The organism is Enterobacter sp. 61D5, from assembly GCF_034107965.1.
GTDB classification, from domain to species: Bacteria; Pseudomonadota; Gammaproteobacteria; order Enterobacterales; family Enterobacteriaceae; genus Enterobacter; species Enterobacter cloacae_M.
Genome location: NZ_JAWNFK010000008.1, coordinates 176,529 through 200,839 on the forward strand (window position 1 = coordinate 176,529; position 24,311 = coordinate 200,839).

Annotated in this window: 27 protein-coding genes and 1 pseudogene; 11 read left to right on the forward strand and 17 right to left on the reverse strand. The window is 50.9% G+C overall.

Annotation, left to right across the window (positions count from 1 at the left end):
* Position 1: 1 nt before the first annotated feature.
* Positions 2 to 652: a biofilm master transcriptional regulator CsgD gene (csgD, locus tag UTM25_RS09790; RefSeq protein ID WP_021240790.1), complete on the reverse strand. Its 651-nt coding sequence runs from the start codon at positions 650 to 652 to the stop codon at positions 2 to 4.
* Between the two features lie 763 nt (positions 653 to 1,415).
* Here csgD and csgB point away from each other — a divergent pair.
* The 5 genes from csgB (at position 1,416) to ymdB (ending at position 3,893) form a co-directional block, all read left to right on the forward strand.
* Positions 1,416 to 1,871, forward strand: a complete 456-nt coding sequence (gene csgB / locus UTM25_RS09795) for a curli minor subunit CsgB (RefSeq protein ID WP_029739999.1) — start codon at positions 1,416 to 1,418, stop codon at positions 1,869 to 1,871.
* 41 nt (positions 1,872 to 1,912) lie between these two features.
* Positions 1,913 to 2,365 carry a curli major subunit CsgA gene (gene csgA / locus UTM25_RS09800; RefSeq protein ID WP_023311110.1) on the forward strand — a complete coding sequence of 151 codons (453 nt, stop codon included), beginning with the start codon at positions 1,913 to 1,915 and terminating at the stop codon, positions 2,363 to 2,365.
* Between the two features lie 61 nt (positions 2,366 to 2,426).
* Positions 2,427 to 2,759, forward strand: coding sequence for a curli assembly chaperone CsgC (gene csgC / locus UTM25_RS09805; RefSeq protein ID WP_047174436.1), 333 nt, complete (start codon positions 2,427 to 2,429; stop codon positions 2,757 to 2,759).
* Between the two features lie 164 nt (positions 2,760 to 2,923).
* Complete coding sequence (locus UTM25_RS09810) at positions 2,924 to 3,244, forward strand: type 1 fimbrial protein (protein ID WP_109844490.1); 321 nt, start codon at positions 2,924 to 2,926, stop codon at positions 3,242 to 3,244.
* A gap of 106 nt (positions 3,245 to 3,350) precedes the next feature.
* Positions 3,351 to 3,893 (forward strand): O-acetyl-ADP-ribose deacetylase, encoded by a 543-nt coding sequence (gene ymdB / locus UTM25_RS09815; RefSeq protein WP_194400062.1) that lies wholly within the window; start codon positions 3,351 to 3,353, stop codon positions 3,891 to 3,893.
* A 13-nt stretch (positions 3,894 to 3,906) separates the two neighbouring features.
* Here ymdB and mdoC read toward each other — a convergent pair whose 3' ends face one another.
* Positions 3,907 to 5,046, reverse strand: a complete 1,140-nt coding sequence (mdoC, locus tag UTM25_RS09820; protein ID WP_194400064.1) for a glucans biosynthesis protein MdoC — start codon at positions 5,044 to 5,046, stop codon at positions 3,907 to 3,909.
* Positions 5,047 to 5,300: 254 nt separating this feature from the next.
* Here mdoC and mdoG point away from each other — a divergent pair, with 254 nt between their 5' ends.
* From mdoG to UTM25_RS09835, 3 genes are all read left to right on the forward strand, one after another.
* A complete protein-coding gene (gene mdoG, locus UTM25_RS09825) occupies positions 5,301 to 6,854 on the forward strand; it encodes a glucans biosynthesis protein MdoG (RefSeq protein ID WP_320714709.1) in 1,554 nt (517 codons plus the stop codon).
* Positions 6,847 to 9,375 (forward strand): glucans biosynthesis glucosyltransferase MdoH, encoded by a 2,529-nt coding sequence (gene mdoH, locus UTM25_RS09830; RefSeq protein WP_194400066.1) that lies wholly within the window; start codon positions 6,847 to 6,849, stop codon positions 9,373 to 9,375. Before mdoG ends, mdoH begins: the two co-directional genes overlap by 8 nt.
* Positions 9,376 to 9,460: 85 nt before the next feature.
* Positions 9,461 to 9,688: a YceK/YidQ family lipoprotein gene (locus UTM25_RS09835; RefSeq protein WP_033145189.1), complete on the forward strand. Its 228-nt coding sequence runs from the start codon at positions 9,461 to 9,463 to the stop codon at positions 9,686 to 9,688.
* 6 nt (positions 9,689 to 9,694) lie between these two features.
* Here UTM25_RS09835 and UTM25_RS09840 read toward each other — a convergent pair whose 3' ends face one another.
* The 3 genes and pseudogenes from UTM25_RS09840 to UTM25_RS09850 form a co-directional block, all read right to left on the reverse strand.
* The gene (locus UTM25_RS09840) at positions 9,695 to 10,069 is read right to left on the reverse strand and encodes a MysB family protein (RefSeq protein ID WP_023311118.1); all 375 of its coding nucleotides are present in this window, start codon (positions 10,067 to 10,069) and stop codon (positions 9,695 to 9,697) included.
* An 84-nt stretch (positions 10,070 to 10,153) separates the two neighbouring features.
* Positions 10,154 to 10,542 (reverse strand): annotated as a pseudogene (locus tag UTM25_RS09845) (IS4 family transposase); the annotation flags it as partial.
* 757 nt (positions 10,543 to 11,299) lie between these two features.
* On the reverse strand, positions 11,300 to 11,629 hold the full coding sequence (locus UTM25_RS09850) for a hypothetical protein (RefSeq protein WP_194400078.1): 330 nt from the start codon (positions 11,627 to 11,629) through the stop codon (positions 11,300 to 11,302).
* 356 nt (positions 11,630 to 11,985) lie between these two features.
* Between UTM25_RS09850 and UTM25_RS09855 the strand changes: the two genes are divergently transcribed.
* The gene (locus UTM25_RS09855) at positions 11,986 to 12,498 is read left to right on the forward strand and encodes a DUF2778 domain-containing protein (protein WP_320714766.1); all 513 of its coding nucleotides are present in this window, start codon (positions 11,986 to 11,988) and stop codon (positions 12,496 to 12,498) included.
* A 569-nt stretch (positions 12,499 to 13,067) separates the two neighbouring features.
* Here the strand turns inward: UTM25_RS09855 and UTM25_RS09860 are convergent.
* Positions 13,068 to 13,355: a hypothetical protein gene (locus tag UTM25_RS09860; RefSeq protein ID WP_194401134.1), complete on the reverse strand. Its 288-nt coding sequence runs from the start codon at positions 13,353 to 13,355 to the stop codon at positions 13,068 to 13,070.
* A gap of 78 nt (positions 13,356 to 13,433) precedes the next feature.
* Here UTM25_RS09860 and UTM25_RS09865 point away from each other — a divergent pair, with 78 nt between their 5' ends.
* Entirely contained in the window at positions 13,434 to 13,817 is a 384-nt protein-coding gene (locus UTM25_RS09865; RefSeq protein WP_233469410.1) for a hypothetical protein, read from the forward strand.
* Positions 13,818 to 13,958: 141 nt separating this feature from the next.
* Here UTM25_RS09865 and mdtG read toward each other — a convergent pair whose 3' ends face one another.
* Complete coding sequence (gene mdtG / locus UTM25_RS09870; protein WP_194401133.1) at positions 13,959 to 15,176, reverse strand: multidrug efflux MFS transporter MdtG; 1,218 nt, start codon at positions 15,174 to 15,176, stop codon at positions 13,959 to 13,961.
* A gap of 140 nt (positions 15,177 to 15,316) precedes the next feature.
* The gene (locus UTM25_RS09875; RefSeq protein WP_194401132.1) at positions 15,317 to 16,243 is read right to left on the reverse strand and encodes a Kdo(2)-lipid IV(A) acyltransferase; all 927 of its coding nucleotides are present in this window, start codon (positions 16,241 to 16,243) and stop codon (positions 15,317 to 15,319) included.
* A gap of 221 nt (positions 16,244 to 16,464) precedes the next feature.
* Here UTM25_RS09875 and UTM25_RS09880 point away from each other — a divergent pair, with 221 nt between their 5' ends.
* Positions 16,465 to 17,514, forward strand: a complete 1,050-nt coding sequence (locus UTM25_RS09880; protein ID WP_194401131.1) for a rhodanese-related sulfurtransferase — start codon at positions 16,465 to 16,467, stop codon at positions 17,512 to 17,514.
* Positions 17,515 to 17,555: 41 nt separating this feature from the next.
* Here the strand turns inward: UTM25_RS09880 and UTM25_RS09885 are convergent, their stop codons facing one another.
* From UTM25_RS09885 to mdtH, 9 genes are all read right to left on the reverse strand, one after another.
* Positions 17,556 to 18,134: a YceI family protein gene (locus UTM25_RS09885; protein WP_033145193.1), complete on the reverse strand. Its 579-nt coding sequence runs from the start codon at positions 18,132 to 18,134 to the stop codon at positions 17,556 to 17,558.
* Between the two features lies 1 nt (position 18,135).
* Positions 18,136 to 18,702: a cytochrome b gene (locus UTM25_RS09890; protein WP_194401130.1), complete on the reverse strand. Its 567-nt coding sequence runs from the start codon at positions 18,700 to 18,702 to the stop codon at positions 18,136 to 18,138.
* A gap of 207 nt (positions 18,703 to 18,909) precedes the next feature.
* Positions 18,910 to 19,023: a YceO family protein gene (locus UTM25_RS09895; protein ID WP_032638658.1), complete on the reverse strand. Its 114-nt coding sequence runs from the start codon at positions 19,021 to 19,023 to the stop codon at positions 18,910 to 18,912.
* 60 nt (positions 19,024 to 19,083) lie between these two features.
* Entirely contained in the window at positions 19,084 to 20,202 is a 1,119-nt protein-coding gene (gene solA / locus UTM25_RS09900; RefSeq protein WP_194401129.1) for an N-methyl-L-tryptophan oxidase, read from the reverse strand.
* Between the two features lie 116 nt (positions 20,203 to 20,318).
* Positions 20,319 to 20,573: a biofilm formation regulator BssS gene (gene bssS, locus UTM25_RS09905; protein ID WP_008500827.1), complete on the reverse strand. Its 255-nt coding sequence runs from the start codon at positions 20,571 to 20,573 to the stop codon at positions 20,319 to 20,321.
* A 275-nt stretch (positions 20,574 to 20,848) separates the two neighbouring features.
* Positions 20,849 to 21,094, reverse strand: coding sequence for a DNA damage-inducible protein I (gene dinI / locus UTM25_RS09910; RefSeq protein WP_008500826.1), 246 nt, complete (start codon positions 21,092 to 21,094; stop codon positions 20,849 to 20,851).
* A 74-nt stretch (positions 21,095 to 21,168) separates the two neighbouring features.
* Positions 21,169 to 22,215 (reverse strand): dihydroorotase, encoded by a 1,047-nt coding sequence (pyrC, locus tag UTM25_RS09915; protein WP_032658039.1) that lies wholly within the window; start codon positions 22,213 to 22,215, stop codon positions 21,169 to 21,171.
* A gap of 126 nt (positions 22,216 to 22,341) precedes the next feature.
* Positions 22,342 to 22,902 carry a lipoprotein gene (locus UTM25_RS09920; RefSeq protein ID WP_023311126.1) on the reverse strand — a complete coding sequence of 187 codons (561 nt, stop codon included), beginning with the start codon at positions 22,900 to 22,902 and terminating at the stop codon, positions 22,342 to 22,344.
* 123 nt (positions 22,903 to 23,025) lie between these two features.
* Positions 23,026 to 24,234, reverse strand: a complete 1,209-nt coding sequence (mdtH, locus tag UTM25_RS09925) for a multidrug efflux MFS transporter MdtH (protein ID WP_194401128.1) — start codon at positions 24,232 to 24,234, stop codon at positions 23,026 to 23,028.
* Between the last annotated feature and the right edge of the window lie 77 nt (positions 24,235 to 24,311).

Consider the following 24,311-nt stretch of genomic DNA (forward strand, 5'->3'; position numbering starts at 1 on the left):
ATTAACGCCTGAGGTTATCGTTTGCCCACGAAACAGCCTGAGTTCGGTTTTTCACAGCTATCTTCTTGAAAAGATTATAAAGGTGCGTCTTTACCGTATTTTCGCTGATAAATAACGAACGGGCGATTTCAATATTTGAAGCACCAATGCGTAACTTGTTCAGGATCTCTTTCTCACGGTGCGTGAGCAGGGCTGACTCTGAGCTGTTATAGCGATAATTTCCGGAGTGCGTGATGAGATAGCTGGCAAGCTTTTGCGAAAAATAACACTCTCCGCGCAATATACCTTGCAGCCCCTCTACCACCCGGTCTTCTTCTTCCGTGACGTAGAACACGCCATTGATATGCGGCCAGCTTTCAATATCTCTGAAAGGATATTCATCAGGCGTATTCAACAATAGCACGCGGATATTATTGTTTTTCCTGCTTAAAATATCTTGCCAGTAATGGATAAGCTTTTTATCAGCTTCCATCATATCGAAAAGAATGATGCTGCCAGGTGCAATATCATCAAAAGAACGTTGAATATTATGCAATTTCCCGTTCAGTGATAATGATTGCTTTAAATGTTGTAATAAAGCTGTCGCTTGCAAAGAAGGTTTTGTGATCAACAGTAATGTATGACCATGTAAACTATGGACTTCATTATACATGATGAAACCCCACTTTTTTTTGGCACCTGGCAGCTGTCCTCCTTTTAAAAGAGGACACCAGAAGTACTGACAGATGTTGCACTGCTGTGTGTAGAATCAGACCATAACCTCCACAGGGAGGTAAATATAAAACCAATTTCGTACATCTAATTTCAATCTAGCTTTTACGAAGTTTAAAGCAAGTGTTAAACATGTAACAGGATGTAAAAATCAATATTAATTTGTGAAATTTGGTTGTTTGGAATGGCAATAATTGATGAGAAAGTTGTACACATAAATAGAGGTGCACAGATTTTAAAAATCATACAAATATTTCTAATGGATTGATTTTTAATATCATTTTTTATTTTTGTAAAGCGATAATTAAGTATGAGTTTCAGATGATTTCTAAGCCCACGAATGAGAGAATGACTGGCTTAAGAAAAGAGGCTTCGTGTCACGCGTTGAGAAAAATGTTCTCCTGCCGTTACGTTTAAACAACCCGGGAGGAAGCGTGGATAGCCTTCGTGTCGTTGTACAACCCTTCCGTAATACACCTTTAATAAAAAATATAAGCTGGCCTGATTAAAGTCATTTTTGAGGTAAATTACGACTTTGTGGTGAGCCGATAAATAAAAATAAGCCGCGTGGGTGAGATATTTAAAATGTTTCAGCGGACATACTCTTCACCGTAACGACGCGTTAACACAATACGAGTCGTTTTAACAAGTAACATTGTTAAAGGGTTATGGCACGATTAAATAGCCAGGTCCAGGGTGACAACATGAAAAACGCATCGTTAATTATGATGTTTACATTACTGGGTGCGCCTGGATTTGTAACCGCAGCGAATTCAGATTTGGCAAATTCTGAATATAACTTTGCGGTTAACGAATTAAGTCTTTCATCACTAAATCAGGCAGCCATTATTGGTCAACGGGGCGTTTTCAATAACGCTGAGGTTAGCCAGGACGGTTCAAGACTCTTATCCATTGTATCCCAGGATGGGGTAGGTAACAGAGCGAGAGTTGATCAATCAGGGGGTTACAATATTGCCTGGATCGATCAGAGCGGTAACGCGAATGATGCAGGTATTACGCAAGATGGATACGGTAATAGCGCGAAAATTATCCAGAAAGGGTCGGGTAATAGAGCAAATATTACGCAGTACGGTACGCAGAAAACCGCAGTTGTAGTGCAGAAACAGTCGCAAATGGCGATTAACGTTATTCAACATTAGCGCGTTGGCGACGACTTTAATCAATCCGATGGGGGTTTACCATGAAATTTCTCAAAGTGGCAGCGCTTGCAGCAATCGTAGTTTCTGGTAGTGCTATGGCGGGTTCTATTAATCAGGGCGGCTGGGGTCATGGACATGGTCATGGCGGATACAGTGGCCCAAATTCCACCCTGAATATTTATCAGGACGGTGGCGGTAACTCAGCGGTAGCTCTGCAGACAGACGCCAGAAATTCTGTCCTGAATATTAGCCAGAAAGGTGGCGGTAACGGCGCTGACGTTGGTCAGGGTTCTGATGATAGTAAAATCAACCTGTCCCAGAAAGGTTTTGGCAACAGTGCGACACTTGATCAGTGGAACAGTAAAAAATCCGTTATGAACGTTAGCCAGTCCGGCGGCTTTAACGGTGCACTCGTAGACCAGACTGCTTCCAACTCGACTGTCAACGTGACCCAGATCGGTTTTGGTAACCACGCGACAGCTCATCAGTACTGATACTGAAATCTGTGCTACAAAAAAACAGGGCTGGTGCCCTGTTTTTTTTCGGGAGTTCATCATGAATACCTTAATTCTCCTTGCCGCGCTTTCCAGCCAGATCACCTTCAAAACGTCACAGCAGGAAAATATGACCACCATTATTCCTCAGGTCACTCTGGCGCAGTCGTGTGATTGTCAGGTTCAGATTGTTTCTTTACGAGAAGGGCAGGGGGGGCAAAGTTCTTCCCGGCAGCAAAACACACTTTTTATACCCGCTAATCAGACGATTGATTTAATGCACCTGAGTTTAAATATTAGCGCGGGAGACACGGTGAAAATCGTTGTCACCGTTTCAGACGGTAAATCGCTACATTTATCACAACAGTGGTCGCCAACGGAACGCTCGCTCTAAACATTCATGAAATCAATATGTTGAGAATATGGCGGGTCTGTACCGTTGAGCTATGCTGATATCACGGACCTGGTCGTTATGTTCCGTAACGTGAAACTTCGTTTGCCCTAATAAATGAAGCGCGTTTACCCCTCATGGACGATTTTCATTGAGGAGTACCTATAATGAACAACTATTTTGCTCGATTCGTGGCAGGTCTGAGTTTGGTCGTTTCTGCTTTGAGTATCCCGGCTTATTCGGCCACGGTTGTTTACGGTGGTGTCATTCATTTTCGCGGTGCCGTCGTCGCCGACCCCTGTGAAGTCACTCCCCAAAAACAACAGATTGTAATGTCATGTCCAAATAATAACCGTATGCAAACGCGTATGGTCAGCTATGAAGAGGCGCTTAACGGGAAAGTGAGCGACTCGAGCCTGGCGACGCTCAATATGAAATATCTTAATCCTGAAAAAACGCTCGCGGTTGTCGAAATCCAGTATCGCTAGTGCGCGTTCTCGCTCCCTGCGGTGAAAAAGGATTTTTTCTGATAGTTTTTTCTCCCGGTCTCCTCTGCGATACACTTAAGAAAAAGGCGGGTTGCAGAGGGGCTTTATGAAACCGCAAATTGAAATTATTCATGGCGATATTACGACAGTGCACGTCGACGTCATCGTCAATGCGGCCAATCCATCCCTGATGGGGGGAGGCGGCGTGGATGGGGCTATCCACCGGGCTGCCGGACCGCAGCTGCTGGAAGCCTGTAAAACCGTGCGCCAACAGCAGGGGGAATGTCCTCCCGGTCATGCGGTGATTACGCTGGCGGGCAATCTGCCTGCGAGAGCGGTAATTCACGCCGTAGGGCCTGTCTGGCATGGCGGGGATCAGCACGAAGCGAGTATTCTGGAAGAGGCTTACCGGAACTGTCTGCGGCTGGCCGCCGACAATGGTTATAAAACGATGGCGTTTCCGGCCATCAGCACCGGCGTGTATGGTTACCCTAAGGCCGCTGCCGCTACGATCGCCGTAGAAACGGTTTACCGCTATTTGTCGTTAAAACCGCTGCCAGAGAAGGTTATTTTTGTCTGTTTCGACGACGGCACGACGCATCTTTATCAGCGGCTTCTGACCCAGCGCAGACAAGAGCTGGAGAGCTGATGCGCCGCGTGATTTATGAGGCTTTTGCCTGTGGTTTTCCTGAAAAGAGGAAGCGCAGGAGCGGGATCCGCAGATGGATTTCGTAGAGTACGATTGCTACCCCAACAACAAACACCAGCCCGGTAAAGAACCCCAGCGTGTTGGAAGCGATGTGCGGTGTGATGTAAGCCCCGAAGAAAAGCGTCAACGGATGATGCACCAGATAGATAAACAGTGACGCATTAACGAAGTACGTCACGCGACTGGACTTAAAGTTCAGCAAGCGGTGGCCCAGCGCGAATACCACGTTCACCATCCACAGCCCAAGCAGCATAGTGATCACGCTTTCCGTTTCATACATCCAGGCATCGCCGCTGCCGTAGCGCTGATTCAGCAGATAGGCCGCGAACGCGAGGCTTGCCCCCAGCGCGCACCACGGTGACGGGGTGACAAACAGCGACTTAAGCTTCGGATGAATAAAGGCCAGCGCGCCGATTAAAAAGAACGGAATGTAGAACAGTGACTGCATCACCACAAAATTAAATAACCCGTCGCTCAAAATCGGCGGGTAGACGATAAGCAGCGTTCGGCGCACGGCGGCATAGGCAATCCCCAACAGCAAGAAGAGCACTGACAGTTTGCCCATCGTAACGTTGGCGAAGAAGGTGTCGGCTTTTGTACTCAGACGTTGGCGCAGGCGGCTGAAAATCAACAGGCTCACCGTTGTGAGCACCACCAGCACCAGCAGGAACCACAGGTGAGACACCAGCTCCCAGACCAGCGTATTGTACTTTTCATATAGCGACAGGTTTGGCCAGTTCTCCGCTTTGCCTTTGACGTATTGCAACATAATGAACTGAGGCAGCGTCAGCAGTGGAATTGCGGTCAGCATGGGGATCCCCACGCGCTCTACGCGCACTTTCCACCAGCGCTTGAGCGGGTATCGTAGAAACAGCATGTAAGAAAAATAGCCGGATATGACGAAGAACACCTGCATACGGAAGGCGTGAATAAAGTCATTAAACAGCGTCAGCCACCAGGAGGGCATCTGGCTATTCACATGCCAGGTGTGGCTCGAGTAAATCAGTGAAATGTGAAAGGGGATCCCCAATAGCATCAGCCAGGCCCTGATCGAGTCGAGGAAATATTCACGTTCTGTTGGTGTTGTGCTCATATAACGTTGTGCATTCTCAGACTTTTCGTCTTATCCCTAAGACTCATAATGGTTACATTCGAAGCCAACCCTACACCAAGACCGACACCCTGTCTCCAGGATAAGCACGCAAAGTGAATAGCGGGTTCTTTCATTTGCTTATTCCATGAGCCAGCAGCTGAACAAAGCAGTGATAATGTTGTCGGATTGCCTGAGTTTCCATTAAAATGGATCGGATCGATATAAGCACACAAAGGGGGAAGTGCTTACTTATTATGAAACATAAACCACAGATGATGAAAATGCGTTGGTTGGGTGCTGCAGTGGTGTTATCACTGTATACCTCATCGGCACTGGCCTTTAACATCGACGATGTCGCAAAACAGGCAAAATCGATGGCAGGCAAGAGCTACGAAGCGCCGAAAAGTAACTTGTCCTCCGTTTTCCGCGACATGAAGTATGCGGACTATCAGCAGATCCAGTTCAATCACGACAAAGCGTACTGGAGCAATATTAAAACCCCGTTCAAGCTTGAATTTTATCATCAGGGTATGTACTTCGACACGCCTGTTGCCATCAATGAAGTGACGGCAACCGCGGTACGTAAGATCAAGTACAGCCCGGATTACTTCAATTTTGGCAATGTGCAACACGACAAAGATACGGTGAAAGACCTGGGCTTTGCAGGCTTTAAGGTGCTTTACCCGATCAACAGCAAAGATAAAAACGACGAAATCGTCAGCATGCTTGGGGCCAGCTATTTCCGCGTCATTGGCGCAGGGCAGGTGTACGGGCTTTCTGCGCGCGGTCTGGCTATTGATACCGCGCTGCCATCAGGTGAAGAGTTTCCACGTTTCCGTGAGTTCTGGATTGAACGTCCAAAACCAACGGATAAACGTCTGACCATTTATGCACTCCTGGATTCCCCGCGTGCAACCGGTGCCTATCGCTTTGTGATTATGCCGGGTCGTGACACGGTAGTTGACGTGCAGTCCAAGGTTTACCTGCGTGATAAAGTGGGCAAGCTGGGCGTTGCGCCACTGACCAGTATGTTCCTGTTCGGGCCGAACCAGCCGTCACCGGCAACCAACTTCCGCCCGGAACTGCATGACTCTAACGGTCTGTCTATTCATGCCGGTAACGGTGAGTGGATCTGGCGTCCGCTGAATAACCCGAAACATCTGGCGGTTAGCAGCTTCGCAATGGAAAACCCGCAAGGTTTTGGTCTGCTGCAGCGTGGTCGTCAGTTCTCCCGCTTTGAAGATTTGGACGATCGCTATGACCAGCGTCCAAGCGCCTGGGTGACGCCAAACGGTGACTGGGGTAAAGGTAAGGTCGAGCTGGTAGAAATTCCAACCAACGACGAAACCAACGATAACATCGTCGCTTACTGGACGCCGGATCAGCTGCCGGAAGCCGGTAAAGAGATGAACTTCAAGTACACCATTACCTTCAGCCGCGACGAAGATAAGCTGCATGCGCCGGATAACGCGTATGTAATGCAGACTCGCCGTTCAACGGGTGATGTGAAGCAGTCTAATCTTATCCGTCAGCCTGACGGTACCGTGGCGTTTGTCGTGGACTTCACAGGCCAGGATATGAAGAAACTGTCACCGGACACCGCCGTTGCCGCTCAGGCCAGCATCGGTGATAACGGTGAAATCGTTGAGAATACCGTGCGTTACAACCCGGTAACCAAAGGCTGGCGTCTGACCCTGCGCGTGAAAGTGAAAGATCCGAAACAGACCACTGAAATGCGTGCTGCGCTGGTCAGTAACGATCAGCCGCTGAGTGAAACCTGGAGCTATCAGCTACCTGCCAATGAATAATACATCTGAATATATTGATGCCATGCCGCTGACGGATATCGAAAAAGCGGCACTGCCAAAGAGCGACATCCGCGCGGTTCACACCGCGCTGGATGGTGAACATCATACGTTTTCCCGTGATGATGATACGCCGCTCGGGTCAGTCAAGGCGCGTCTGGAGCAGGCCTGGCCGGACTCGCTGGCGAAAGGGCAGTTGATTAAAGACGATGAAGGACGCGATCAGCTTCAGGCGATGCCGAAGGCTACGCGTTCCTCTATGTTCCCCGATCCATGGCGCACCAACCCGGTGGGTCGCTTCTGGGATCGCCTGCGCGGGCGTGATGTGACGCCGCGCTATCTGTCGCGCCTGACGAAAGAAGAGCAGGCCTCCGAACAGAAATGGCGTACCGTCGGGACAATCCGTCGCTATATCCTGCTGCTTCTGACGCTTGCGCAGACGGTCGTCGCGACCTGGTACATGAAAACTATCCTGCCTTACCAGGGCTGGGCGTTTATCAATCCGACGGACATGATGGGCCAGGATCTCTGGGTCTCCTTCATGCAGCTGCTGCCGTATATCCTGCAGAGCGGCATTCTCCTGCTGTTCGCGGTCCTCTTCTGCTGGGTCTCGGCCGGTTTCTGGACCGCGCTGATGGGCTTCCTACAGCTGCTCATGGGGCGTGACAAATACAGCATTTCAGCGTCAACGGTCGGGGATGAACCCCTCAATCCCGAGCACCGTACCGCGCTGATTATGCCTATCTGTAACGAAGACGTTGACCGCGTATTTGCGGGCCTGCGTGCGACCTGGGAGTCCGTGAAGGCGACCGGCAACGCGGAGCATTTCGACGTTTACATCCTGAGCGACAGCTACAACCCGGATATCTGCGTTGCGGAACAAAAAGCGTGGATGGAGCTGATTGCAGAAGTGCAGGGCGAAGGCCAGATCTTCTACCGTCGTCGCCGTCGTCGCGTGAAGCGTAAAAGCGGTAACATCGATGACTTCTGCCGTCGCTGGGGTAACCAGTACAGCTACATGGTGGTGCTGGATGCTGACTCCGTCATGAGCGGAGACTGCCTGAGCGGTCTGGTGCGTCTGATGGAAGCTAACCCTAACGCGGGTATTATTCAGTCCTCGCCAAAAGCGTCCGGTATGGACACGCTGTATGCGCGCTGCCAGCAGTTCGCCACCCGTGTTTACGGGCCGCTGTTTACGGCGGGTCTGCACTTCTGGCAGCTGGGTGAATCGCACTACTGGGGCCACAACGCCATTATCCGCGTGAAGCCGTTCATTGAGCACTGTGCGCTGGCGCCGCTGCCGGGCGAGGGTTCGTTTGCCGGTTCTATTCTGTCGCACGACTTCGTAGAAGCGGCGCTGATGCGTCGTGCTGGCTGGGGCGTCTGGATTGCCTACGACCTGCCGGGATCGTACGAAGAGCTGCCGCCGAACCTGCTGGACGAGCTCAAGCGTGACCGCCGCTGGTGTCACGGTAATCTGATGAACTTCCGCCTGTTCCTGGTGAAAGGGATGCACCCGGTTCACCGTGCGGTGTTCCTGACCGGCGTGATGTCCTATCTATCTGCACCGCTGTGGTTTATGTTCCTGGCGCTGTCGACTGCCTTACAGGTGGTCCATGCCCTGACGGAGCCGCAATACTTCCTGCAACCGCGGCAGCTGTTCCCGGTGTGGCCGCAGTGGCGTCCGGAGCTGGCGATTGCGCTGTTTGCCTCCACCATGGTGCTGCTGTTCCTGCCTAAGCTGCTCAGTATCATCCTTATCTGGTGCAAAGGCTCGAAAGAGTACGGCGGTTTCTTCCGCGTGACCCTTTCTCTGCTGCTGGAAGTGCTGTTCTCCGTCCTGCTGGCGCCGGTACGTATGCTGTTCCACACCGTGTTTGTGGTCAGTGCGTTCCTGGGCTGGGAAGTGGTCTGGAACTCACCGCAGCGTGATGATGACTCCACGCCGTGGGGTGAAGCCTTTATGCGCCACGGTTCTCAGCTGCTGCTGGGTCTGGTGTGGGCGGCCGGGATGGCCTGGCTGGATCTGCGCTTCCTGTTCTGGCTGGCGCCGATTGTCTTCTCGCTGATCCTGTCGCCGTTTGTTTCCGTGATTTCCAGCCGTTCAACGGTGGGGCTGCGAACCAAACGCTGGAAACTGTTCCTGATCCCGGAAGAGTATTCCCCGCCGCAGGTGCTGGTGGATACCGATCGTTACCTGGAACAGAACCGCAGTCGCTCGCTGGATGACGGCTTCATGCACGCCGTGTTTAACCCGTCATTCAACGCCCTGGCAACGGCAATGGCGACCGCGCGTCACCGTGCCAGCCAGGTGCTTGAGATTGCCCGCGATCGTCACGTTGAGCAGGCGCTTAACGAGACCCCGGAAAAACTCAACCGCGACCGTCGTCTGGTGCTGTTGAGCGACCCGGTGACTATGGCGCGTCTTCACTACCGCGTGTGGTCCGCTCCGGAGAAATACTCTTCGTGGGTGAACTACTATAAGGACGTGAAGCTGAACCCGCTCGCGCTGAAGGCGAAGTAAGTTGTTAAGAAGGGGCGGGTAAGCGAATCGCCACCCGCCAGATAAAATACCGGCTTAATCGCCGGTATTTTTTTAGAGGTTAAAGATGAGAATAATCATCGTCGTTATGGTGGCATGCCTGCTCAGCGGCTGCGGCAGTATCATCAGTCGCACCATTCCAGGGCAAGGCCACGGAAATCAGTATTACCCGGGCGTGAAATGGGACCTTCGTGATTCCGCATGGCGCTACCTGACCGTGCTCGATCTGCCGTTCTCGCTGATTTTCGACACGCTGTTGCTGCCGATCGACGCCAGCCACGGCCCTTACGAATAGCGTAAATTAACGCTCGTCCCACTCATCGGCTGCGGTTTGACCTTCTTCCGTATCCAGCGGCGGCTCGAGCTGAAACTCACCCTCATCCCACTCGTGCAGGGTGTTCTCTTCCAGCCATTCCTGCCGAAGTTCGATTTCGTCGTAGTCGCCATCAAAGACGGCCTGCGCACCTTCACCACTTAATATCGGCAAACATTCCCCTTCTTCACCTTCATCGGCAAAGAATTCGGCCTGCCACATAATATCTCCATCCTGCAGAACGTATTTTTGGATATTAAGCTGTTGCACGTCAGCATCTTCTTCTTCAACGCCGGGGTTGTCGGCGAGGAACTCTTCGCGAGCGGCATCAATAGCTTCTTCCAGCGTGGCGTACATGGTCATTGGTGTCTCCCTGTTTTCCAGAAGGTTTCAGGGAAAGAATAGCTGAATATAAGATTCTGCAAGTATGAATGTGAAAATAAGACGTCACGCATTCAATGCCGCCCACTTAAGCGGTGCGGCACGAGAGTTCACCGCGTACCGTATTTTTGACATCTTAACTGCCCTCGGCCTTAATGGCTGGAGGCGTTTTGTTATGAACACCGCTTCCAGATCTCCACACATGTGCTCTAATTGTTTTTGGATTGACGGTATTTACCAGTACTGCAATCTCTGATGGCATTTTTTAGTTTTTCTGCCTCGCACCGTATCTGGTTATAGACCAGCAACATTCCCCGGACCTCCAGCTCCAGCAGGTCAACCCTGCGGCTTCTCAGTACCAGGGCATTATCCAGCAGGCTGCTTTTCAGGTTTCTGAACGTGACTTCGATTTCCCTCCGGGAGTGATAATGCTCTGCCAGGTCATTCACCTCAAAATGACCGCCGGCATATCAGAACTCCGGCAGACGGCGATATGGGCAAACCGTCGCTGAAAACGAGCAGGTCGTTGAGAAATGGCATAAGAAAACGGCTCCCTGTAGTGGAAGCCGTGATAGTGCCGCGGTAAAGAATCGGTCAACCGCTCCTTGACTGATCGGCATTGCCCATTAAGCGGGGCTTTTTCTTGATTCAATATTAACGCTTCTTTTTTGGTTTGAATAAACGATCACTGACAATAAATGCAACTATCAGGAATATAACAGTAGATATTAATGCATAATCTTCCCAAAAGGTGACGGCAAGCATACCAAAATAATAGTTAAACCAATAGGTATATAAACTTGCATAACAAGCCTAACTAATTCCTACCACCACACGCTAAACATTTTTTTCATCGTACGATCCTAAGAATATCAGAAACAATATCGTTATTGCTTTATTGGTATTGATTGTGTACGTCAACACGATCAATTATTGGTTCAACTAGTAAGTATAACATTTCCAGATCACGATTATAGAGATCTCTATAGTACCGACTATGTTTATGTAAAAGACGTTCTGCAGCCTGTGAAGCTACCTGTGCGTACCCCTATATTCCCGCCGCAGCTACACCACGCGTTGACCATTTGGTGAGTGCCGAGGAGATTGATACTTGCATTGAAAGACTTGAGGCCGCTAACGTAGCGATAGTGTACGCAATGGTAAACTTGGTAAGGGTGGCAGTTGTAAACCCAGCTACAGCTTTAGACAAGATTAACGTAATGTTCCTGATACGCTGGTCTGAGAGTTTTCAAACAAATAGTTGATATAGATTTCAAGCATCTCTCTTATAGTGTCATGATGTTTTACGAGTACTACAAGAGCCTTCAAGAACCTTTTATCTTCTTGCTTCAAACGTGTACATATGTCCTGGTAGTTGTCGAGGAAGCACGAGCTATACAACGAAAGCCTTTCCACCCCAGAGTATATTAAATGAGCCTGTTGTACGGCTTGCTGTTGAACACCAGCAAGGCTTTTATCCAGCAGGTTAGCCATGTGGCGATCAGCATCAAGTTTGTTCAGTATAAGCGAGTTGTAGCTCATGTATCCTTCCCATGTTTCTCCCTATCCATATCCCACCTAACAGTAATAAGCCTCCGAATAATAAACAAGATGTATCTACCGATGGAGGCAGGTCACGCCAGAACTCGAAAACCCGCAAGGCGTTATTACTCACTTAGCTCGACAGATGATAATACTGAATCAAAGTGATTGGGGTCGGTACTACGTACCTAAAGTCATTGCGAGTAATTACGCGTCGCCTTGCTCCTTGTCAGGGTTGCGGGCTGTTGAATCTCTTCGCGTACTTACCTACCTTATAGTGGTGATGTTCGATTACTCGACACATGATAGAATCGTCCTATGCAAACAGCAGGGAAAACAAAATGCAAATAATGAGGATGACATACGACGACATTGATAAAAATGGCTATGCCAAATTAAACGTCTATGGAATAGGAACTTTCTCTGTATTCAGTGGGCAAAACCCATATACCAATGATCCGAATTGTGCGTTTATGCCTAACAGCGCAATCCCAACCGGACGATACTGGATAGTAGACAGACCAACTGGCTCTACATTGAATAAGATCCGGGCATGGGGCGTTGATACAATCACAGGTAATGACCACTCCGAATGGTTTGCACTCTTCAGTGTTCAAACTATGACAGATAGCATAATGATTAATGGTGTATCGCGTGGTAGTTTCCGACTACATCCACTCAGGCCAGATGGTTCTGGTTTCTCAGAGGGTTGCATTACTTTCGTCAATCGACCCGATTTCTATACTGTACGTAGTCAGTTGCTCCGTACTAAAAAGGTTAAAGTACCAGGATCAAGGACTGGATTGATGGCATATGGTTATGTTGATGTACAAGGGGGAAGCGACTATGCGAAGTGCAGGATTCGTTAAGAATGCGGCCATATACAGTATCTGTATTATCTTTGCATGGTGGCTATCAAGTTTTGGTAAGCCTCTCAATGGACTAACGCAATGGGTCATGGATACCGCCTATAGTACTTTCGGTTCCGGCCTGAGTGGGTCATATGAAGCCGATGCAGATCCGGTAAGGTTCATTGCCTTAATCCTGATGGTACTTATCTACGCTACCATACTGTTCTTGCTCACACGCTTAGTACTCAGAAAGTTTCAGGCCAATCGCTAATACCTCATTTTATTAAGTACCCTCACTGTATATTGTGAGGGTATTATTCTGACTTTATTATATAGCAAGTCATTACTTTAGAATTGCAACCATTTAAACTAGCGATAACTAGCTTTAGACTTGTCTATGATTACATCATGCTTTAGACCATTTGATAAAAGAAAGTCTTTAACGTCGGCAAAATCAAAAATACATTTAGGACCTAGGATAATTTCCGATATTGCTTCATCTGGAATAATAAATTCGAAATAAAATGTAAGGTTTCCATTTGAAATTCTCATCTTTTTACTATTTAAAAATTCCCGAAAGGTCGAATTTAAAGGTGGTCTTCATTATGATATAGAGGAAGGTGATTGTAAATTAAACGGGCTTCTTTTTCTTCGATAAAAGCAGGGTTTTTTGTATGCAAAGCCATATGCATAATAGCCATACTTAGCCCAGTTATTCCGTTTCGTAAATCAACACTGATGTCGGAAAAATTGGATTTTTTATCTTTGAAAAAATCAAGGGCATTGGGGTATTTTTGTAAAAGAGGAAGTGCAGTATTTTTTATTTCAAGTTTTGTTAAATATTTAATGTTGTTGAGAAAGAAACTATTCAACACACATTACCTGTGTTGAACTGAATCCAGAGTACGTAATGATCGGGAAGAGGGTACTACCAGAGGCAGAATGGATCATTGGTGACGCTCTCCAGTACTCCTCAGACCGTTTATAAGATGTTGCCTATGGCCAATCCGCCATTCGGGAAGATCAACACCTCGGAAGCGTATACAGGCCGTTATACAGGCTCAGAGTTTGAATACAAGGTGATTGAACATGCGAGTACTTTCTCATCCTATGGGGCATGGATTGTTCCGCAAGGTTCAGCAGGATTTAAGTACTCAGGCCATAGGTACAATGACGCTACAGTACAGACAGCCAAGTACCAGAAGTTTGTTAATGATACAGGGTACACGTTTCAACCTGAGGTAGGGATTGATACCAGTATCTACAAGGATGAATGGAACGGTACGAAGGTAATCTGTGAGAGCGTTTTAGTCGATTATAACGGCACTAATTTATGATGTATTTTACTTTACGCTGCTTCCAGCGTGGCGTACATGGTCATTGGTGTCTCCCTGTTTTCCAGAAGGTTTCAGGGAAAGAATAGCTGAATATAAGATTCTGCAAGTATGAATGCGAAAATAAGCTGTCAGGCGTTCGTCTTATTCCGTCACGGGCCGCAGCGCGCGGGATAAACTGAACCATGAATAAATGGCATTGAATAACACGACGCCCGCCGTCACGATAAAGACGGCGCGAAAACCGAAGCTGGCGGAGATCCCGGCTCCGAGCAGCGGTCCGGTGACGTTACCGATATCGCGGAATGACTGGTTATAGCTGAAAATACGCCCGGCAATCTGGTTCGTGGAGTTGTAAACCAGCAGGGTCTGTACGGCGGGAAGCAATGCGCCGTCGGCGGCTCCCAGCAAAAAGCGCAGGACGCCCAGCTGCCATGGCGTTTGCACCATCGCCATCGGGATAAGCAGCAGGACGGAGATCACCAGCGCGCAGATCAGTATTTTTTCCGGACCCACCCGGTCCCCCAGTTTTCCGAGCCTCGGGGCGCTCAGCAGCGCCGCCACGCCGGGCACGGAGGCAATCAGCCCGCTGATGAACGCAATATTGCTGACGTTACCCGCCAGGTCGCGAACGTACAGCGTCAGAATAGGGGCAATCGACCCGGTAGCCACCTGGATAATCATTGTCGTCACGAACAGGCTCAGCACCAGTCTGGGATTTTTGAGCGAGGTCAGCACCTCTCTGACGTGGAGCATCTCTTTTTTAGCGACAGGCGTGAAGTTTTCCCGGATACAGAGCAGGGTGACGATAAAGCACAGGAACAACACGCTGGCGGTGATAAAGAAGACCGGGCGCAGGCCGTAGTTATCCGCCAGTAATCCACCGGCCAGCGGTCCAAGCAGAGCACCGCTCACGCCGCCGGTAGAGAGCGTCCCGAGCGCCCAACCGCTTTTATGGCGGCGAATTTGTGTGGCAATCAGGGCATTCGCGTTGGGAATAAATCCCCCCAGCAGGCCCAGCAGCGCGCGCAGGATCAGAAACTGCCAGACGTTCTGCGCCACGCCCATCAGCGCCATGATAATGGCCATCCCCAGCGCCGAGCGCAGCAGCATGATTTTACGTCCCTTGCGGTCGGCAAGGCCGCCCCAGAAGGGTGAGGCCATCGCGGAAAAGAGAAACGTGATGCTGAATACCAGACCGGACCACATATTGAGCGCGCTGTGGCCCGTCACGCCAAGCTGTTCGACGTAGAGCGGCAGGAAGGGCATAACCAGGCTAAAGGCCGCGCCGGTAAGAAAACAGCCAAGCCACGCAACCGCGAGGTTACGCTTCCAGTTTATGGGGGCATCTGAGGGTGACATAACTATCCGCATAATGAGGTGCAGAGCACCTGAAGCATAAAGTAATAAGCCTGCTAATTATGCGCCTGGGTTATGATTGCCGCAATGACGAGGAGCTTTTAAAGCTAAAACGGCATGCGGCCCTGAGGACCGCATGAGGATTAATAGCGGGACGGCGTGCCTTGTGGCCGCGTTTTAAAACGGCGGTGCAGCCACATATACTGCTCGGGTGCCAGCATGATGCATTTCTCCACAACGCTGTTCATCCAGCGCGCGGTGGTTTCTGCATCGTCAAGCGGCGGCGCGAGTTCCGGCTCCAGCATCATCAGCTCGTAGCCTGAACCATCCGGCTTACGGCGGGGAACAAAAGGCACGATGGCGGCTTTGGACATGCGCGCCAGCATCCAGGTACCGGTCGTTGTGGCGGCCTCTTCAACGGCGAAGAAGGGGACAAATACGCTGGCCTGTGGGCCATAATCGTGGTCGGGGGCATACCAGACCACTTCACCGGATTTCAGCGCGCGGATCATCCCCTTCAGATCCTTACGGTCGATCATGCTTTTGTTGGAGCGCATGCGGCCATTGGTCTGGATTAAATCGATCACCGGGTTATCGTTAGGACGATAAACGCCAATGCCCGGCGCCTGCATTCCGAACATGCGCGCTCCGATTTCCAGCGTAAGGAAATGGACGCCAATCAGCAAAACGCCCGTCTGGTTGGCCTGAAGCGTATGCACCGGCTCCATGCCGGTTCCCGTCACCTCGATCCAGCGGGCCATGCGTTTGTCCGGCCAGAACCACGCCATACCGGTCTCCATAAGCCCCATCCCGACGGATTCGAAATTCTTCGCGACCATATCGTGACGCTCAGACTCGCTCATCTGCGGAAAACACAGCTCAAGATTGCGGTACGCAATTCTGGCGCGACGCTTCATAAACAGTTGCGCGAAACGGCCCAGAAATTTACCCAACCGAAAAATAACAGGGTAGGGAAGCTGTACCAGAAGCCATAAAAAGGCGATGCCAAGCCAGGTCAACCAATAGCGGGGATGCAAAAGGGCGGCAGTAAATTTTGGTAACTGGGTCATGTCTTTCCTGTGTTCAAACGTCCTATTTTGCTAGTGTCTCATTTTTTGAGACATAGCCAAAATATCTGCTTTCGAAGCGTGCACGAATACAGCAATTGTTAATCCTGATTAATCAGGGTGTGTGAAATGTAGCGTAAATTGTGTGGATGTAAATTGGTTTTGTTTGCTATATGATGCCGACCGATTTTTGATTCTCTCTAACGATTCCAGGACTGTACACCATGCCAGTGTTACACAACCGCGTGTCGAATGAGATGTTGAAAGCGCGTATGTTGGCTGAAACCGAACCACGCACAACCATCTCTTTCTATAAATACTTCACGATCGACGATCCGCAGGCGACCCGCGATGCGCTTTATCAGGCGTTCACGGCGCTGAACGTCTTCGGACGCGTCTACCTTGCCCGTGAAGGCATCAACGCCCAAATTAGCGTACCGGAAAGCAAAGTCAGCTCTTTCCGCGAGTGTCTTTATCAGTTCGATCCGGCCCTCGACGGCTTGCGCCTGAACATTGCCCTGGACGATGACGGGAAATCCTTCTGGGTGCTGCGCATGAAGGTGCGTGAACGCATCGTGGCGGACGGTATCGACGATCCCGAGTTTAACGCGGCGGATGTCGGTGAATATCTGAAGGCAGCGGAAGTGAATGCGATGCTGGACGATCCGGATGCCGTGTTCATTGATATGCGTAACCACTATGAGTACGAAGTGGGGCATTTCGAGAATGCGATGGAAATCCCGGCCGACACCTTCCGCGAGCAGCTGCCCAAAGCGGTTGAGATGATGCAGGAACATAAAGATAAAAAGATCGTTATGTACTGCACCGGCGGTATCCGCTGTGAGAAAGCCAGCGCGTGGATGAAGCACAACGGCTTTAATAAGGTCTGGCATATTGAAGGTGGCATTATCGAGTACGCCCGCCGCGCCCGCGAGCAGGGTTTACCGGTGCGCTTTATCGGTAAAAACTTTGTTTTTGACGAGCGTATGGGTGAGCGTATCTCGGAAGACGTTATTGCCCAGTGCCACCAGTGCGGCGCGCCGTGCGATACTCATACCAACTGCAAAAACGACGGGTGCCATCTGCTGTTTATTCAGTGCCCGGCCTGTGCCGAGAAGTTTAACGGCTGCTGTAGCGAATTGTGCAGCGAAGAGAGCATCCTGCCGGAAGAAGAGCAGCGTCGTCGCCGCGCAGGACGTGAAAACGGCAACAAGATTTTCAATAAATCACGCGGCCGTCTGAATACCAAACTGGGTATCCCTGACCCGGAATGATAATAACGCCCGGCACGGCGAAAGCCTGCCGGGCGAATCTATTATGATTTCTGCTGTACACCTTCAACGGAAATAATCAGCTCAACGTCCTGAGACGCCGGGCCTAAATCCGTTGTGATATTAAAATCTTTCAGGTGAATTTTACCCGCTGCTTCAAATCCTGCGCGTTTACCGCCCCACGGATCGTCACCCTGACCCAGTAATTTAGCATCAAGCGTGACCGGTTTTGTTACGCCGTTAAGCGTCAGGTTGCCGGTAATATTCAGCTTATCACCCTCTTTTTTCACTTCCGTTGAGGTGAAAGTAGCCTGTGGATATTTCCCGACATTGAGGAATTCTCCGCTGCGCAAATGTTTATCACGTTCAGCATGATTGGTATCCACGCTGTTAGTATTAATGGTCACGTTGACCTTGTCGGCGGCAGGATTTTTCTCGTCAAAGGTGAATGTGCCGTCAAAATCCTTAAAGGTACCGTACAGCCAGCTGTATCCCAGGTGCTGAATACGGAAATTGACGAAAGCGTGCTGGCCCTCTTTATCAATTTTATAATCAGCCGCCACGGCGGAACCGGCGGTGAATAACAGAGAACCCAGGGCGATACCCAGCAGGTGTTTTTTCATTTTATGCTCCAGAGTCAACTGACGAGCGGCCAAGCATGCGCTTTAGCGTATCGTCTTTATCAATAAAATGGTGTTTGAGGGCGGCAAGCCCGTGCAGCACGGAGAGGATCACCACGCTCCAGGCAAGCCAGAGGTGAACAACCCCCGCCGTGTCGGCCTGCGTCCCAGCATCGCTAAGCGTTGCCGGAACGTCAAAAAGGCCAAAGACGCTAATCGGCTTACCGTCCGCCGTCGAGATAAGGTAGCCGCTAATCAGAATGGCGAAGAGCAGGGCATAGAGCGCGACATGCGCGGCGACGGCACTCAGGCGGGTCATTTTGCCGTGGGTCTTAGGCGCGGCGGGCGGCGGGGAAATATGTCGCCAGATCACGCGAAAAACCAGACCCAGCATCAGGAGAACGCCAATGCTTTTATGTAACTCCGGTGCCTGGTGATACCAGCCGTCGTAATAGCTGAGCGTGACCATCCAGAGTCCAAGTCCAAACATACCGTAGACGGCAATAGCAAATATCCAGTGCAAACCTATGGATATTATTCCGTAGCGCCGGGAGGTGTTACGCAGTTGCATCAGAATGTCCATTTTCATATTAACCGAAGGGTAAAAATGAACGGGAAGATGTGACATTGCAACTGAAATAATTGTCTATTGATTTTTATTTTATTTATTTCAGCGCTTTTGAACAGGATCGATAAAGGTAATTCAATGCCTTCGTGCAAGTGAAATTGAGAGGTTCAGTAAAGCTAAATTAATGTCAATTATTGTCAGTAAGAGTTTTCAATAAAATACAATGTAAACAAAATCAATAATAGCCAGCAGTGCCCACAATAAGATATAGAGCATGAAATGCTCGCGAATATTATTCATCAGAAAGCTAACGATCCTGCGCATAACGCCCCGTAATGCAGTGTGAATGAAACGGGCCCCGAAACCTCCGGAGCCCGTGACGGATTATCCGTTAAAACGCGAGAGTGAGAAGGGCGTCAGATCAAACTGCGGCGTGATACCCTGGGCAAACTGCGTGGCGATTTCACCCAGCACGGAAGCGAACTTGAAGCCATGGCCGCTCAGCCCGGTGATCAGCAGAACGTTGTCATGCCCTGGCAGCGTATCAATGATAAAGTCTTCATCCGGCGTGTTGTCGTAGGTACAGGCCGCGCCATACAGCAAGCCACCGACGCCCGGAAGGATAGTGCGCAGGAACGAGAAGGCTTCTGAACCATCCTGTGGACAGGCGCCAAAAGGCTTACGCTCGTCAGGAGAGGCGATAGCCTGGCCACCGTTATGTTTACCGATTTTCAGCGCGTCTTTCTCGGAAGGGAAACCGTAGAACTGATCGCCATTCGGCAATTCGCCGGTGAAGGCCGGGAATTTATTCTGCGCGCTGTAGCGACCATCCGACTGGAACCAGGAGAAGACCTTGCGCACCGGCTGGATTGGCAGTTCCGGCAGCAGGCGAGTGACCCAGGTTCCTGCGCTGACGAGCAGGCGGGACGCTGAATAGTCGCCGTCAAGAGTCGTTACCGTGACGCCATTCTCGTCATGGGTGATGGCCTCTACCGGACAGTTAAACAGCTGCGCACAGCCGGCCTTAGCGGCAAGATCGATCCAGGTTTTGATCGCCGTTTCACAATGCAGCACGCCGGAGTGGGCTTCAAAGAGGCCGATGTAATCGTCCGGGACGGTAATTTCAGGCCAGCGCGCGGTAATGCCCGTCGCGTCCAGCTTCTCAACATCCAGATTAAAGGCTTTTGCGCTGCGCTCGACGCCGGCGAGAAAATCAGAATGAGCAGGGCCAAGGTTGACGACGCCGGTACGCTCGAAAATACGCTCTTCGGTCTGTGTCGCCAGTTCATCCCACAGCGTCTGGGCGCGAAGCGCCAGCGGTACATAGCGCTCGCCTTCTCCATACGCATGGCGCATGAGACGGGTATCGCCATGATGGCTGCCCTCCGAATGAGGAGGAAGGTGGGCATCGATCATCAGGACCTTCAGACCTGCCTGTGTTGCATAATAACCGGCAGCGGAACCCACGGAGCCGCTACCAATAATGATTAAGTCGTATCTCATATGCATCTCGTAAACTGATGTTTTGTTAGCAGAGTAATTAACAACGCGGGGTTAGACAAGGGAGAAATAAATAAGGCACCGCGAGGGTGCCTGTAGAGAGAAAAGTGGGCATAAGCTTAGTGCCGTTTATACTCATTTTCCTGGTAGTCGCCAGATTCTATTTTTGCAATACCTGCCTCTAAAATAGAAATAAACTGACGGGCGACGTCTGTTGTTAGCCACAGCGTCTGTCCAACTTCCGCTTCTTCACGGTTGAGTTGATTCGGGGTCTGGTAGTGCAAACGCAGCATCAGCGCATCGTAGCTATCTACGGTACTGATATCCCAGCCAACAAGTGGATGGGTCTGGATCACTTCACTATTCTTTTCCATTATAACCCCCTTAATGCGTGTTAGAAGACAACGGCTTTGAGGTTCAATGCATGTTTTTCTGAAAGCATCTTCAGTATACCAAGTAATAAGGGTTCCAACGGGAAAAATAAACAGGTGGCAACACATTTTTCTGCTTTTTAGGATTGTTCGAACAATAAAACACCATCTCGTTCACGATTTTTAAAGAAGATGCCGAATGAATTTGAACTTGCAGGATTTTTAGACAAAAAAAAAGCCGGGGCGACCCGGCAAAAAAACACAATGAGGGAGCAGTGTTAATCTGTGATAAACCAGTCGTCTGCGCTTTCCCACGTTTCCTGCAGGATTTCGCTGATGCGATCTTTATCTTCTTTCGCAGCACCAATGACGGAGAGGTTGTTCGCCGCGGCGTAACGCACCGTTACGGCACCCGCGTTATCGGGAAAGGTGTTGTTAATACGGCGGGATAATTCGCCTGCCAGTGCATCAAGCGCGCCGGCAGGCAGAACAGTTGTTTTGGCTATGGTGACTTCAATACGCATAAATGCCCCCTGTGTAATATACTGTTTATTTATACAGGTATATTATCGGTTTGACAACAAGGGGCATTGATTTTTTAACGTTTTACCGTCCAGTTAACGGTTTCGCCCGCCAGGAATGGGATCAGCGTGTCATCCGTCAGCGCAATGGACTCCTCAACGTGGCTCGCTTTACGCTCCAGTTCGATGAAGGTGTCGTTGACCGGCAGGCCGTAGAAGCGCGGGCCGTTAAGGGAGCAGAACGCTTCAAAATGTTCGAGCGCGTTCATCTCTTCAAAGACGGTCGCGTAGCTGGCCAGTGCCGTTGGGGCGTTGAAGCAGCCTGCACAGCCGCAGCTTGCCTCTTTGCGGTGGCGGGCGTGAGGGGCGGAATCGGTGCCGAGGAACGCGCGGGAGAACCCGCTGGCAACCAGCTCGCGCAGCGCCTGCTGGTGGATGTTGCGCTTGAGAATAGGCAGACAGTACAGGTGAGGACGCACCCCGCCCACCAGCATGTGGTTACGGTTAAACATCAGGTGCTGTGGCGTAATGGTGGCAGCGATAAGATCGTTGCCGTCGCGCACATATTCTGCCGCGTCTTTGGTGGTGATATGCTCAAAGACCACTTTAAGCGCGGGCAGGCGCTGGCGCAGAGGCTCCATCACGGTCTCGATAAAACGGGCTTCACGGTCGAAGATGTCAATCTCGGCATGCGTGACTTCACCATGGACCAGCAGCGGCATGCCCAGTTTCTGCATACGTTCCAGAACCGGCATGATGGCATCTATGCTGGTGACGCCGTGGCTGGAGTTGGTGGTGGCATTTGCCGGGTAGAGTTTCGCCGCCGTAAATACGCCTTCGTTAAACCCGCGCTCCACTTCGTTCGGATCCAGCGAGTCGGTAAGATAGCAGGTCATCAACGGGGTAAAATCGTGTCCCGCAGGGACGGCATCCAGGATGCGCTGGCGATAGGCCTTCGCGGCATCGACGGTGGTGACTGGTGGAACCAGGTTAGGCATGACAATCGCGCGGCCATAAATTTCGCTGGTATAAGGCACGACGGTTTTCAGCATATCGCCATCACGCAGATGGATGTGCCAGTCGTCAGGGCGGCGGATTTTAAGAACCTGGGGTTGTGCAGTCATGGAAGCTCCGGCTTGTCAGGAATCAGTCATAAGGATGGCTGTTTTTGCCGGACACAAATCATAAGCGGAAACGTTTTCGTTTGCACACTTTTCCGTAAAAAAAAGGGCGCCGCAGCGCCCTTCAGGTTAATCGGTGAAAGGAATGATAATTTCTCCCGGTTTCACCTCTATACCTTTTGCATATTTTTTCGCCAGAGCTTCACCCTTGCTTTTGTCTTCGCTTAAGACGTACGCGGGCTGCTGGTTAAAGTAATTTCGCAGCGACTGGTTGAGATAGGGCATCAGGGTTTGCAGAACCGGTGCCATCTTGTCCGGCGACACCTGCGCATCGACGACTTCCATCTCCTGCAGGAAAATTGCCCCTTTCTCTTTGTTAAAAACGGGCAGAGCCTTCAGCTTGAGCTTGATGTTGGCCTTCTGATTGCCAAAGAGTGATGACATATCGAGATCTGCATCACCGGCCAGGGTGACTTTGTTTGGCTCTTCACGTCCAATCTGGCTGGTCAGGTTCGTAAGGACGATATGCGCGTCCGCCAGACCCGGCACGCCAATGTCTTTAGAGAAATTGTTATGTTTTTCCAGCGCCTGATTAATTTCCTGTTCACTGACGGTATATTGCGTGAGCTGGTTACAGCCAACCAGCAGGCCGCTGACAACTAATGCCGCGGCAAAGACAATTTTCTTCATAGTGTTCCTCAACGAAAAATCGGCGCTTCTGTCCTGTTGCGCCAGTATGTCAGTGTGAATTGGCAGAAACCAGCAGAAAAAACTGAGAAGTGGGGCGGGAGTAGCTCCCGCCCGAGGGAAAGGCTACGCGCCAGGCTCGAGCATCCCGCTCGCGCTGCGTTTCTGGCTGAACTGCCACCACAGGGCAAGGAGCGTCATAAAGCCCACCGCGCCGAGCATCATCCACGGGAGTTCGGGCTGATTTAACGCTTTGCCGGCATCAAACAACCAGCCGCCACCGGCGTAACCTAATGCGCCGCCAAGCGCCAGCCCCAGCCGGCTGAAACCCATATAGCTGCCGCGCGCACGCGCATCCGCAAGCGAGGCGCTTAGCGTTTCACGCGCAGGCTCGGCGATGATTGAGCCAATATAGAACGTGCAAATCAGCGTAAACAGCTGCTGGAGAGAGTTCACCAGACCGATCGGCATCATGCTCAGCGTCATCAGGAACAGCCCGGCCATCAGGCGATGCTCCAGACGAAAACGCCGTTCGCTCCAGCGGGCAATCGGATAGAGCAGCGTTAACGACAGGCAGGCTTCGATGGCGTACATCCATTTAACGGCTGCAGGCGTGCCCGCGATGTCGTTAACCATGATCGGCAGCATCAGCATGACCTGCACAGCCAGCATGTAGTAGCCCGTCAGGGTCAACACATAGGTGACAAAACGCCTGTCGCGCAGGACGCGGCCAAGCCCTTCCCGGACCGGCGCTTTGACCGTCGACAGTTTCCAGGCGGGCAGGAACAGGCCATTAAACAGCGCGCACAGAATAAAGAGCACCGCCCCAGCTGCGCAGACCAGTCGGAAGTCATACTGCAGCAGCCAGCTTCCCAGCAGGGCGCCGACGACCGCCCCGGCACTGTCCTGCATCATCAGAATCGAGAAGAAACGGCCGCGGTGCTGAGGGCGAATAAGCTTCACCACCAGCGCGGTGCGCGGCGGATCGAACAGCGTGCCGCCGATACCGGAGAGGAAACAGGAGAACCAGAGCAGCCAGGGCTCCTGAGCGACCGCCATCGTGGCAAAGCCTGCCGCGCGCAGCAGCATACCGGTAACGATCATCGGTTTAGCGCCAAAGCGGTCGGCGATAGCCCCGCCAAAGACGCCCAGACCCTGCTGGACAAACTGGCGTAACCCCAGGGCAATGCCAACCATTAATGCCGCCCAGCCCATTTGATCGACAAAGCGGATCGATATCAATGGAAAAACGACAAAAAAGCCGAGCACGACCAGCATGTTATCGACGAGCAGGAAATATTTACCCAGGCTCCTGGCCTGTGATACGCGGGACATTTTCCCTCCAGGGAAAATAAGAAGGTAAGCACGCTAACATTCTGCGGTGTCGCCGCGTTTTTTCCCACCCCTGGGCG